Source organism: Binatus sp. (SeqCode) (genome assembly GCF_036522015.1).
Lineage (GTDB): Bacteria > Desulfobacterota > Binatia > Binatales > Binataceae > Binatus.
The window spans coordinates 1-12,298 of record NZ_DATDGQ010000184.1; the positions used below are offsets into that span (position 1 = coordinate 1).

At 61.8% G+C, this 12,298-nt stretch carries 16 protein-coding genes; all 16 read left to right on the forward strand.

Features of this window, described 5'->3' with window-relative positions; all coding sequences use genetic code 11:
• The first annotated feature begins 222 nt into the window (after positions 1-222).
• On the forward strand, positions 223-414 hold the full coding sequence (locus VIW95_RS07745) for a DNA gyrase inhibitor YacG (protein WP_331585065.1): 192 nt from the start codon (positions 223-225) through the stop codon (positions 412-414).
• The gene (lpxA, locus tag VIW95_RS07750; RefSeq protein ID WP_331585067.1) at positions 411-1,241 is read left to right on the forward strand and encodes an acyl-ACP--UDP-N-acetylglucosamine O-acyltransferase; all 831 of its coding nucleotides are present in this window, start codon (positions 411-413) and stop codon (positions 1,239-1,241) included. The genes VIW95_RS07745 and lpxA overlap by 4 nt, the downstream gene beginning before the upstream one ends.
• 347 nt (positions 1,242-1,588) lie before the next feature.
• A complete protein-coding gene (locus tag VIW95_RS07755; RefSeq protein ID WP_331585069.1) occupies positions 1,589-2,032 on the forward strand; it encodes a cytochrome c maturation protein CcmE in 444 nt (147 codons plus the stop codon).
• Positions 2,033-2,047: 15 nt separating this feature from the next.
• On the forward strand, positions 2,048-4,069 hold the full coding sequence (locus VIW95_RS07760; protein WP_331585071.1) for a heme lyase CcmF/NrfE family subunit: 2,022 nt from the start codon (positions 2,048-2,050) through the stop codon (positions 4,067-4,069).
• A gap of 37 nt (positions 4,070-4,106) precedes the next feature.
• Positions 4,107-4,583, forward strand: coding sequence for a cytochrome c-type biogenesis protein (locus VIW95_RS07765; protein ID WP_331585097.1), 477 nt, complete (start codon positions 4,107-4,109; stop codon positions 4,581-4,583).
• A 12-nt stretch (positions 4,584-4,595) separates the two neighbouring features.
• Positions 4,596-5,147: a hypothetical protein gene (locus VIW95_RS07770; RefSeq protein WP_331585073.1), complete on the forward strand. Its 552-nt coding sequence runs from the start codon at positions 4,596-4,598 to the stop codon at positions 5,145-5,147.
• Between the two features lie 2 nt (positions 5,148-5,149).
• Positions 5,150-5,851 carry a heme ABC exporter ATP-binding protein CcmA gene (gene ccmA / locus VIW95_RS07775; RefSeq protein ID WP_331585075.1) on the forward strand — a complete coding sequence of 234 codons (702 nt, stop codon included), beginning with the start codon at positions 5,150-5,152 and terminating at the stop codon, positions 5,849-5,851.
• 5 nt (positions 5,852-5,856) lie between these two features.
• Positions 5,857-6,528, forward strand: coding sequence for a heme exporter protein CcmB (locus tag VIW95_RS07780; RefSeq protein WP_331585077.1), 672 nt, complete (start codon positions 5,857-5,859; stop codon positions 6,526-6,528).
• Positions 6,529-6,535: 7 nt separating this feature from the next.
• The gene (locus tag VIW95_RS07785; protein WP_331585079.1) at positions 6,536-7,246 is read left to right on the forward strand and encodes a cytochrome c biogenesis protein; all 711 of its coding nucleotides are present in this window, start codon (positions 6,536-6,538) and stop codon (positions 7,244-7,246) included.
• 13 nt (positions 7,247-7,259) lie between these two features.
• Positions 7,260-7,448 carry a CcmD family protein gene (locus VIW95_RS07790; RefSeq protein WP_331585082.1) on the forward strand — a complete coding sequence of 63 codons (189 nt, stop codon included), beginning with the start codon at positions 7,260-7,262 and terminating at the stop codon, positions 7,446-7,448.
• Between the two features lie 48 nt (positions 7,449-7,496).
• Entirely contained in the window at positions 7,497-8,621 is a 1,125-nt protein-coding gene (locus VIW95_RS07795) for a J domain-containing protein (protein WP_331585084.1), read from the forward strand.
• 16 nt (positions 8,622-8,637) lie between these two features.
• Positions 8,638-8,952, forward strand: a complete 315-nt coding sequence (locus tag VIW95_RS07800) for a chaperone modulator CbpM (protein ID WP_331585086.1) — start codon at positions 8,638-8,640, stop codon at positions 8,950-8,952.
• Positions 8,953-9,048: 96 nt separating this feature from the next.
• Positions 9,049-9,321 (forward strand): YciI family protein, encoded by a 273-nt coding sequence (locus tag VIW95_RS07805; protein ID WP_331585088.1) that lies wholly within the window; start codon positions 9,049-9,051, stop codon positions 9,319-9,321.
• Positions 9,322-9,361: 40 nt separating this feature from the next.
• Complete coding sequence (locus tag VIW95_RS07810; protein ID WP_331585091.1) at positions 9,362-10,567, forward strand: CoA transferase; 1,206 nt, start codon at positions 9,362-9,364, stop codon at positions 10,565-10,567.
• Between the two features lie 2 nt (positions 10,568-10,569).
• Positions 10,570-11,814 (forward strand): CoA transferase, encoded by a 1,245-nt coding sequence (locus VIW95_RS07815; protein WP_331585093.1) that lies wholly within the window; start codon positions 10,570-10,572, stop codon positions 11,812-11,814.
• 14 nt (positions 11,815-11,828) lie between these two features.
• Positions 11,829-12,298, forward strand: a 470-nt coding sequence (locus VIW95_RS07820; RefSeq protein WP_331585095.1) for an SMP-30/gluconolactonase/LRE family protein, incomplete at its 3' end; no start/stop codon positions are given.

The following is a 12,298-nucleotide window of genomic DNA, read 5'->3' on the forward strand; positions in this document are numbered from 1 at the left end:
CACCGACGTCAATTGCGTGCGCGTCGGCCCCAAGGGCAGCGTCTTCGTCCAGCGCGGCGGTGTGATGCAGTAAAATTTCCCGCTTTCCCTTTTAAAGGGAGAGGATCAAGCTGAGGGTCCATATTTAGCGCACAATTCTGCGCGCGACCGGATTCTTTTGCCGCGCTTCCCTCGTTGCGCAAGGACCGTCCATCTGACAATTTTTTAGATCGGTACTTCACGATGAACTGTCCCATCTGCAAAAAGCCCGCTGACCTCTCGCCCAAAAATCGCTCTCGCCCGTTCTGCTCCGAGCGATGCCAGATGATCGATCTCGGCACCTGGGCCGGGGGCGATTACAAGATAGAAGGCTCAACGACATCTGCCGACAACGAGCATCACGACGATCTGAAAAAGCGCAGGCTCCTCAATTGACGAGTGACCCGCCGCCGCGGATTCATCCGACGTCGGTGATTGGTTCCGACGTCGAGTTGGCGGCCGGTGTCGATATCGGCCCGTTGTGCCTGCTCGAAGGAAAAATTCGCCTCGGCGCGCGTACCCGGCTGATCGGTCACGTGACGATTCTCGGCATCACCGAACTCGGCGCCGACAACGTGCTGCATCCCGGCGCGGTGATCGGCGACGAGCCGCAAGACCTGACGTACACCGGCGTCGCGCGCTCGGTGAAAATCGGCGATCGCAACGTCTTTCGCGAATACACCACCGTCCATCGCGGCAGCGAGCACGGCGACGTCACCATCATGGGCGACGACAACTTCATGATGCAGAATGCGCACGTCGCGCACGATTGCCGCGTCGGCAACTCGACCATCATCGCCGGCGGCGCGCTGCTGGCAGGATGGGTCGAGCTGGGCGACCGCGCACTGGTCTCCGGCAATTGCGTGGTGCATCAGTACACCCGCATCGGGCGGCTCGCGATGATGCGCGGGCTCTCGCGCACCAGCCGCGACGTTCCGCCCTTCTGCATCATGGACGGCACCCATACGCTGCGTGGAATAAATGTAGTAGGCCTGAAACGCGCGGGCGTTCCATCAAAATCAATTCACGCCCTGCGCCACGCCTTCACAGCACTATTCGGCACCCGCCAGAATCTAAAGTTTGCAATCGAGCGCCTGGAAAAGTCCGGCGCCCAGACTCCCGAAGTGATCGAGATGCTGAATTTCATAAAATCCTCAAAACGGGGCGTAGCATTCGGCCCCCACGACCCTCACGCATCAGACGATTCCGGCTCCGAATCCTAGCCTCTCTCTATCAGGGAGAGGCCGCGCTTCCGGCGCGGGTGAGGGTCCAAATTCCAGGATGCCTTTTGCATTCTCTCGGCGCTGCAACACAATTGAAGAACCAGGAATTTTGACCCTCACGCGCCACTCAAGATCTCGCGTCGGCCTCTCCCTGATAGAGAGAGGCTAGGAAAGATCCGGGATTCTTCGCTTCGTTCTGAATGACACATGGAACTGAATGACGACGGAAAGAGAACCTGAGAGCAAAATGGCGTCCTAGCCATTTTGCGATTAGTACTGGGTGCAGGGCTCAGCCCTGCCGAAGGAAGCGTGAAACCCACCGCGGGTTTCACTACAATTTATTCCTAATGCGCATTCGTCCACGATTCTTCATCGGCGGCTGCCTGATCGTCCTCGCGATCGGCTACCTCATCTTCAGCTCGATTCGTAGCACCTCCGAGTACTATCTCACCGTCCCCGAAGTGGCAGCGCGCCGGAGCGAACTCGGTGGACAGGCGATCCGCGTGGCGGGCCGCGTCAAGCCCGGCAACATCGCATGGGACCCGAATTCGCTTACCCTCAAATTCGAAATCGTGCCGATTCCCGACGTCGATGCTGCCGCCGTCAGACCCGTCGTAGCGTCCGATCCCGTCTCGTTTCGTGTCATATGCGTCGGTGAGCCCAAGCCCGACATGTTCGCGCCCGGCCGCGACGTTATCGTCGAGGGCAAGCTCGGCCCCGACGGCGCGATCGCCGCGACCCAGGTGATGACGAGTTGCCCTTCCAAGTACAAGCCTAAGCAATCACAATAGCAGCGGGTTTTTTTGATGCCGCAACTTGGCAACCTCGCGCTCGCGATCGCGCTGATTCTCGCCATCTATTCGATCGTCGCGAACATCTACGGCGCGCGACGCAATGCGCCCGACTTCGTCGTGAGCGCCCGCCACGCGCTGTGGGCGATGTGCGCGATGGTCACGATTGCGGTCGTCGTGCTGTGGGCCGCGCTGCTGCGCAGTGACTTCTCGCTCGAGTACGTCGCCGCCTATTCGAGCACCACGCTCCCGACCGTTTACAAATTCACCTCGCTATGGGGCGGCCAGCAGGGCTCGCTGCTGTTCTGGACCTGGCTGCTGTCGATCTTCACGTCGATCGCCGCGTTCCAGAATCGGCGCCGCAATCCTGACATCGCACCGTATGCGCTCGCCGTTCTCGCCGGCGTCGCAATCTTTTTCCTGCTGATGATGAACTTCGTCACGCGACCGTTCGATCTGCTCGCGACGGTTCCCGCCGAAGGCTCCGACCTCAATCCGCTGCTGCAAAACTATTGGATGGCGATACATCCGCCGAGTCTCTACACCGGCTACGTCAGCGCCACGGTGCCGTTCGCTTTTGGCGCCGCCGCGCTGATCACCGGCAAGCTCGACGACGGATGGATTCGCTCGACGCGCCGCTGGGCGATCTTCTCGTGGTTTTTTCTGACCCTCGGCAACATGTTCGGCGCGCGATGGGCCTACGAAGTGCTCGGATGGGGCGGCTATTGGGCATGGGACCCGGTCGAGAACGCCGCCTTCATGCCGTGGCTCGTGATGACGGCGTACCTGCATTCGGTGATGATCCAGGAACGCAAGGACATGTTGAAAGTCTGGAACCTGTCGCTGATCGGACTCGCATTCGGCTTGACGCTTTTCGGGACCTTCATCACGCGCAGCGGCGTCATCTCGTCGGTGCATTCGTTCACGCAATCCGGTCTCGGCCCATACTTTTTGAGCTTCCTGATAACCGTGACGCTCGCCTACACTGCGCTTTTGATCTTCCGCTCGAAGGATTTGCGCAGTCCCGCCGAGTTCGAATCGTACCTCTCGCGCGAAGCCGCGTTCCTGTTCAACAACCTGATGCTGGTCGGAATCGCGTTCGCAGTTTTCTGGGGCACAATCTTTCCGGTGCTGTCGGAAGCGGTGCGCGGCGTGAAGATTACCGTCGGCCCGCCCTTCTTCAATCGCGTCAACGGCCCGCTCGCGCTCGGCCTCGTATTCCTGATGGGCATCGGACCGCTGATCGCGTGGCGTCGCACGACGACCAGCAATCTCGTACGCAGTTTCGCCGCGCCCGTCGCGATCGGCGTCGCGACCGGAATCGTCGCCGCCGCCGCGGGCCTTCGCCAATGGTACGTGCTGACTGCGTTCTCGCTCGCAGCGTTCGTGCTCGGCACCGTGCTGGTCGAGTTCCGCCGCGGGATGAACGCGCGCCGTCACATGGTCGCTGAGCCGCGCGCCAAGGCGCTCGTCAATCTGGTAGCCAAGAACAACCGCCGCTACGGCGGCTACATAATTCACATCGGCACGATCGTCGCCTTCGTCGGAATCGTCGGCTCGTCTTTCTTCCGCACCGAAGTGAAAAAGAGCGTGCACCCCGGCGACAGTTTCACGATTGGCTCGTACACGCTGCGCTTCCAGGGCCTGGATGAAACCGACACGCCGCATCTCGAGAGCGCGACCGCGCGCGTCCAGGTGCTGAGCGCCGACGGCCGCGAGATCACCGTGATGTCGCCGGCCAAGCTGTTCTTCAAGCGCCCGCAGCAACCTGCGACCAAGGTCGCAATCCGCTCGACGCCCGCGAGCGACCTCTATGTCGTCCTCGCCGGTATCGACGACAGCGGCCAGACCGCGACCTTCGAAGTGTTCCTGACACCGCTGGTCTTTTGGTTATGGGCGGGCGGCCTGATGATGGTGTTCGGCACGGTGATCGTAATGTGGCCGAACGTTCGCGAGCGCGCCGCAATCGCAACCGCGCTGAGCCGCTCATCTACTGACGCGCGCGAACTCGCCGACGCGGCGCCCGGAGGTGAATGAATCCGTGCGCGCGAAACTCACACTCGCATCATCGCTCGTGTTCCTCGTCGCGGCACTATTCGCTTTTCTTTCTCCTGAACTAAAGGACGTTTCACCTGAAACATTCGCAGCAGAAATTCCAACGAATTCGCAGGTTTCCGAGGGTTTGACCTGCCAATGCGGCTGCGGTTTGACGGTCGCTAACTGCAATATGCCGACCTGCGGTTTTTCGGTGCCGATGCGGCACGACATCGATCGCATGATCGGCGAGGGCAAAACCCGCGCACAAATAATCGCCTTCTATCGGCATCAGTACGGCGAAAAAGTACTGTCCGCACCGACCACCGAGGGCTTTAACCTGCTCGCCTGGACGATGCCCTTCATCGCGCTCGCAATCGGCGGTGGCTTGATGGTGTTCGCGGTCGGGCGATGGCATTCGTCTGCGCCTGCAGACTCGAAGCCCGGCGCGCCGCCGGAGTCGTTCGACCCCGAACTCAGGCGCAAACTCGAAAAAGAACTCGAGGAGCGCAGATAGCCGGTGTTCATTGTGGCCGCAGCACTGATCGTCGCCGGAGTCGCGCTGTTCGTCGCGGCTCCGCTCGGCATCGGGCTTACCGGAGCGCGCGCCAAATCTGCCGGCGAGCTTCAAACCGAGCGACACGAGCATGATCGCGCGCTGGCGGTGCAGGGCCTTCGCGAACTCGAGTTCGATCGCGAGATGGGCAAGCTGTCCGGTGCGGACTATGACTCGATGCACAAAGCGCTCGAGGATCGGGCGCTGACGGCGATGGCCGCAGTCGAGAAGATCCGCCTCGACGCCGAGCAGGCCGCGAACGCGAAGAAGCCGAGCGTCACACCACTGACCCAGCCGATCCGCCGGCCTGTGCCGGCGCCTCGCCGCATCGATCCGATACCGACCCTCGTCTTGCACTACGAACCGCGCCCGCCGCAACCACCGCCTCAGCCGACGGCGGCGGCGTCAGGCAAGCTTCACTTCTGTCCGCAGTGCGGGACGCGTGCGGCAGTCGACTCGAAATTCTGCGCGCAATGCGGCATCGCGATCAGGCCCCTCAGCGGCAAGATCGCCCGGTCCGAGTAATAATGTCGGCGCCGGTCGTTGAGACTCACAGCCTCGCAAAGACTTACGGTCTGGCGCTCGTGCTCCGCGACCTGGATTTGCGTCTCCCGTCGGGCGCGGGCGCGTTTGTGACTGGCGGAAACGGCGCTGGAAAATCCACCCTGCTGCGGATCCTTGCGGGACTTGAAGCGCCGAGCGGCGGCCGCGCCCTGGTCTTCGGGCAGGACACGCGAAAACTCGCGGCGCGCTATCGGCGTCGAATCGGCGTGATGGCGCATCAGAGTTTCCTTTACCCGAATCTGACCGCGCGCGAGAACCTTGAATTCTTCGCCGAGCTGTATTCGCTCGCCGAGCCGCGAGCGTCCGCCGATCGATGGCTCAGCCGGATCGGGCTGGCCGAGGTTGCCGATTCCCGCGTACGGACGTTCTCACGCGGGATGGAACAGCGGCTCTCTGCCGCGCGTGCGATGATTGCCGAGCCTGCTCTGCTGCTGCTCGATGAGCCGTTCGCGTCACTCGACCATGACGGCGCTGAAATTGTCGCTGCGCTGATTCGCGGCGCGATCGAGCGCGGCGCCGCGGTTATCGCGACGGCGCATGGTGTCCCCGAAATTGAAGGCGTCGAGTTTGCGGTTTACGAGATCTCGCGCGGCCGCCTGGCGGAGCCTGCGCCCAAAGAGGAGGTCCGCCGCGGCAGCCGAATCCGTTCGCTGCTCGGTAGATAAAAGCGATGTCTGGATTTGCCGCAGTCCTGCGCAAAGACCTGCGCCTCGAGCGTCGCAGCGGCGAGAGCACACTCGCGCTGCTCGCGTTGTCGATGCTGGTACTGGTCGTGCTGGTCTTCGCGCTCGACTCAGCGCGCCTCCGTAGCGTCGACGTTGCCGCGGGTGCGCTGTGGGTCGCGATGGTCTTCGCGGGGATGCTCGGCGCGAATCGCGCGCTGCTCGCCGAGCGCGATAACGGCGCAATTCGCGGCCTGCTGCTGAGCCCGCTTGATCCAGGCACCCTCTTCGCCGCCAAACTTGTCGCCGCGTTGATCTTCATGGCAGTCGCGGAAGTGGGCGCGGTCATCCTGATGGTATTGTTTTTCAATCTCGAGTTCGACCAATCGATCGCGCGCCTCGCGCCCGTCCTGGCGCTGGGTGCGATCGGATTCTCGGCGCTCGCCACGCTGCTTTCCGCAATCACGGGACGCACGCGCGGCGGCGACATGCTGTTGCCGATTCTCGCCGTGCCGATTTTCGTTCCGGCGCTGATTGCGGGCGTCAAGGCGAGCGCGGCCGCGCTCGCCGGCGCGCCACTTTCTTCGATGGGCGATTGGCTGAGGATCATGATCGCATTCGACGTGCTGTTCGTCACTGCTGGTTACCTGCTCTTCGAGCATGTGGTAGGTGAGGACTAGCTATTCGATGAATTCCGCAATTCGCAACGGGCTCGGGTACACGACGCTGGCGCTGATGATTGCGGCGCTGTTCATGGTATTCGACTACGTACCGCCGGAGGCCGAGCAGGGAATCGCGCAGTTGATATTCTATTTTCACGTGCCGCTCGCGTGGGTCGCGTTCGCGTCGTTCGCGATCGTCGCAATCGCCGGGATCTTTTACCTGTGGCTCGGCGATCAGCTGTGGGACGATCTGGGCTACGCCGCCGCTGAAACCGGGATGGTCTTCTGCACGCTGATGATCGTCGCGGGTTCCATTTGGGCCAAACCGATCTGGGGCACCTGGTGGACTTGGGACTCACGCCTTACCACCACCTTTATCCTGTGGCTGATGTATGGCGGCTACCTGATGCTGCGCGCCAGCGCCGACGACACGCCGCAAGTCGCTCGTTTCGCGGCGGTGCTGGGAATCGTTGCGGTGCTGGACGTGCCGATAGTCATTGCGTCCGTGCGGCTCTGGCGCACTATTCATCCCGCGGTGCTGGTTACGAAGCAAGGCGGCCATGGCCTTGAGGATCCGCGGATGGTCGCGACGCTGATGGTGTGCCTGGCCGCATTCACGGCGCTGTGGGCGTGGCTGCTGATGCTGCGCTTCATGCAGTTGCGGACGCGCAGCCGGATGGGCACGCTGGCAGTCAGAATTGCGTTCGCCAATGCGGCCGCATCCGATAGCAAGTGATGGAATCGAGTTGATGGAACATTTGGAATACCTGTTCGCCGCGTATAGCATCATCTTTGCCGTGATTTTCCTGTACGTGCTGTTCATCTGGCGCCGGCAGGCGGCGCTCGATGCGGAACTGCGCACGCTGGAGGCGCGGATGGCTGCGCTGAACGAGAGTTCGACGGCCGCTGACGTCTCGGAACCGCGAACTGATATTTGATTGGCTAGTCGAGCAATAGCGAATCAGGATAGTAACTGAGTATTCTGGATGGAATTCCGCGATTACTACAAAGTCCTCGGCGTTGACCGCAAGGCGAGCGATGCGCAGATCAAGAGCGCCTACCGCAAGCTCGCCCGCAAGTTTCATCCCGACGTCAATCCGAACAATAAGGACGCCGAGCTCAAATTCAAGGAGCTGAACGAGGCCTACCAGGTAATCGGAGACGCCGACAAGCGCAAGAAGTACGACGAACTCGGCGCCGACTGGGAGCACGGCGTGTCGCAGGAAGAGATGATGCGCCGATACGCGCGGCAGCAATCGGCTGCCGGCGGGGGCGGAGCCGGCGCAGATTTCGGCGGCGGTGGCGATTTCAGCGATTTTTTCTCACAATTCTTCGGCGGCAGCGGACGAAGCGGCTTTGGACGCGGCGCCGGCGGTCGCGGATCCGCACCGCGCGGGTTCTCGAATTTCGAATTCGGCACCGAACCTGCCCGTGCGCCGGATCTTCGCGCGGAGGTAGGAGTTACGCTGGCCGATGCAGTCAGGGGCGCGCGACGGCGGCTCGATCTCGTCGCCGAGGACGAATGCGTCACATGCGGCGGCAGCGGCATGATCGCGCGCGAGGAGAAACAGGGCAAGGCGCGCGTGATTCGCTCTGCCGAGCCGTGCCCGACCTGCGGCGGCAGAGGTGTCGTCGCGGCGCGGCGTACACTCGAGGTGACGATCCCGGCCGGCGTGACGGATGGGACGCAGCTGCGACTGAAGGGGCAGGGTGGACGCGCGCCGCGTCCCGATCAGAACGGCGATCTCTTCCTTACGATTCGAATCGAACCGAACCCGGTGTTCGCGCTTGCTGGGCGCGACCTGCGCGTCAGCCTGCCGGTATGGGATTACGAAGCGGCGCTCGGCGCCGAGATCACTGCGCCCACTGTCGACGGGCGCGTGTCGCTCAAGATTCCGGCCGGCAGCCAGACGGGACGCGTGATGCGGCTGCGTGGGCGTGGGCTGCCTGCGCGCGGCAAGGAACCGGCCGGCGATCTGCTGTATGAGCTTAAGGTTCTCGCACCGACGGACCTGAACGCGAAAGAGCGCGCGCTCATGCAGGATTTGGCGAACAGTCTGAAAGATCGCGGGATCGCCGATCCGCGGGCCGACCTTATGGCGTCGAAGTGACGCGGAGTTGAATGCGATGGCGCGGCGATCTTCATCTGCACGCTCGAGCGCCTCGATGCGTCGAGGCGGCGCGCGCGGGGAAGTGATCCTGATGAGCAGGAGCGTGTTCCGCGCAATCAGTGGAATCAGTGAGCGCGAGTTGGCGTCGTGGGAGCGCGAGGATTTGATCGCGCCGGCTCAGGTTGAGCGAGTGCGCGGGCGGATTGAGGAGCTGTACGATCGCGAAGCTTTGCGGCGCGTGCGCTTGATTCGCACGCTGGCCGAAGAACTTGAGGTGAATATCCCCGGGATCGGAGTGATTTTGCATTTGCTCGATAAGATGGGGCGGTGAGCCGAAAGGCTCGCGGCGCGTGCTTTTGCGGGATGGGTTGGGCCGTGCTAATTAACACGGACTCATTCCGGCAGATTTTTTCAGAAGGACTATGCGATGCTGTTCGTGATTATCGGCCATGACGGACCCGACGGCGCTGCGCTGCGACCGAAGGTGCGGCCGGCTCATCTCGAGAATCTGCAGCCGTTGGTTCGCGCCGGCAAGGTGAAGATCGCTGGGCCATTCACCGACGGCAGCGGCAGTCTTATCATCGTTGATATGGAAAGCGAGGCGGAAGCGATCGCGTTTGCCAATCGCGATCCGTACGTGACGAGCGGCGTATTCGCGCGCGTCGAGGTGAAGCCGTTCCGGCAAGTGTTTCCGGAATAGCCAGTTCAGACAGATAGTTAGATAGGTGGATTGAGAATCGATGGCGGGAGCTTTATCCAGTTTAAAGATTGTCGAAGTTGGCGAGATGGTGTCGGCGCCGTACTGCAGCAAGCTGCTGGCGGACATGGGCGCTGAGGTGGTCAAGGTCGAGCGGCCGGGCGGTGGCGATCGCGCGCGAACGCGCGGGCCGTTTCCGGGCGACAAACCGAATCCCGAGACCAGCGGACTGTTCCTCTATCTCAACACCAACAAGCGCGGCGTCACGCTCGATATTACGCAGCCCGAAGGCTTCGAGATTCTGGAGAAGCTGGTCGCGAGCGCCGACATCCTGATTCACAACGTCACGCCGCCCGAGATGGATCGCGTCGGGCTCACGTACGATCGGATGCGGCGCGCGAATCCGAAATTGATCATGACCTCGATCCTGCCGTTTGGGTTGACCGGTCCGTATCGCGACTACCGCGCCGAGGATTTGACTATTTGGTGCGCGGGCGGAGTGTGCGTGCTCAACGGCGGCGGACCGGAGCATCCGGAGCTGCCACCGCTCAAGACCGCGGGGCATCAGTCGGGCTACCAGGGCGGAGTGCATGGCGCGACTGCGACGATCGCCGCGGCCTTCGCACAACTTCAAGACGGCGCCGGGCTGCATATCGAGGTCTCGGTGCAGGAGTCGATCGCGTCGATCCTCGAGATGACGTTCGAGTACTGGCCGTATATGAAGATGATTGCGACGCGGCTCGGGCAGAAGCCGCTACAGCCGGTCGAGACGATGCAGTGCAAGGACGGGTACATCTACCTGTGCTGCATCGAGGAACATCAGTGGCGCAATTTCGTCGAAATCATGGGAAATCCCGAATGGGCGGAAATGGAGATTTTCAAGGATCGGCTGGTGCGCGCGGAGAACTGGGATGCGCTGAGGCCGATGCTCGAAGAGTGGGTAAGCCAGCAGACGGTGCTCGATCTGTATCGCAAAGCGCAGGCCAAACGAGTGCCGTTTGCGCCGGTCTCCACAATGGGCGATCTGCTCAACTCGGAGCATCTGAAGGCGCGCGGCTTTTTCGTCGAAATCGCGCAACCGGTTGCGGGCACGCATAAATATCCAGGCGCGCCGTTGAAGTTCGCGCGCACGCCGTGGGAAATTCGCCGGCCGGCGCCGACGCTCGGACAAGACAACGTCGAAGTATTCGGCAAGATCGGAATGTCGCCGGCGCGAATCCACGAACTCCAGCGCAAGGGTGTGATTTAGAAATGGCAAAGCCACCATTGGCGGGAATTCGAGTTTGCGATTTCACCTGGGTGTGGGCCGGTCCGTACTGCACCTTGCAACTGGCGCATCTTGGGGCCGAGGTGATCAGGATCGAGACCAAGACGCGGCCGTGCGTGACTCGGATGCTGCCTCCGTGGCCCGACGGCGTGTTCAACAGCCTCAACAAGTCGGGCTACTTCAATCAATATAACCAGGGCAAGAAGTCGCTTTCGCTGAATTTCAAGCATCCCGAAGCGAAGGAAGCGGCGTGGCGGCTGATCAAGAACAGCGACGTCGTGATTAACAATTTCGCGGCGGGTGTGCTCGAAAAAATGGGATTCGGCTACGAAGAGGTCAAGAAGGTAAATCCGAATGTAGTAATGATTACTCTGTCGGGCTACGGCGACACCGGCCCGTATAGTCATTATGTGGCTTATGGTCCGGCGCAGGTACCGTTGTCGGGATTGTCGGCGCTGACTGGCTATAAGGGATTTCCTCCGATGCATGCGGGTTTCAGCTACGCCGACCCCAACGCGGGAGTGCATGGCGCGTTCGCGATAATCAGCGCGCTGTTCCATCGGGCGAAAACCGGCGAGGGACAATATATCGACATGAGCCAGTGGGAATGCGCGATGGACCTGCTGGCAGAAGGGATTCTCGAATACACGATGAACGGCCGCGAGCCCGAGCGGAGCGGCAATCGCGATCCGCTGATGGCGCCGCACGGGCTTTTCAAGTGCGTCGATCTGCCGGAGAAAATCCTCGATGTAACGATCGATCAGTGGGTCGCAATAGTATGTGCGGACGACGCGGAGTGGGCGCGACTGGCTAGAGCAATAGGCAAACCGGAATTAGCCAATGATCCGCGATTTGCGACGCTCGCGGCGCGCAAAGAGAACGAAGACGCGCTCGAAGCAATAGTCGGTGGGTGGACGGCGACGCGGAGGGTCGCGTACGTCGTGGATACTCTGCAGGCGGCGGGAGTCGCGGCCGGAGCTTGCGCCGATAGCAAGTATCTATCGGAGGATCCGCAGCTCAAGCAGCGCGAGTACTTTGTATATCGCGAGCACCCTGAGGTGGGTAAGCGGCAGCATTGCGGGATTCCATGGCGGATGAGTGGGACACCGTGCGAGGTGAAGGCCGCGGCGCCACTGCTCGGGCAGCATACTGATGAGGTCATGACCGGATTGCTCGGCTACGGCGCGGCGGAGGTCGAAGCGCTGCGCGCGAAAGGCGCACTGGACTAAGGTTGGGACTCACAATGCGGACGCTGAAAGTGTTAGTCGATGGGCTCGCGTTTCCTGAAGGGCCGCGATGGCATGATGGAAGACTCTATTTTTCCGACATGCATGCGCATGAGGTGATCGCGGTCGATATGACCGGAACGCGGGAGGTCGTGTGCGAAGTGCCGAATCGGCCGTCGGGACTTGGATGGTTGCCCGATGGACGGATGCTCGTGGTATCGATGACTGATCGCAAACTGCTGCGGCTTGATCGTGACGGGCTGAAATTGGCCGCCGATATGAGCCAGCTCGCGCCGTTCGATTGCAACGACATGGTGGCCGACGCGCCCGGGAATGCGTACGTCGGGAACTTCGGATTCGACCTGCACAACAATGAGAAGCCGCGCGGGACGACGCTGGTAATGGTCACGCCGGCCGGCGGCGCGCGCGTTGTGGCCGAAGACATGATGTTCCCAAACGGCATGGTGATCACGCCGGACGGCAAGAC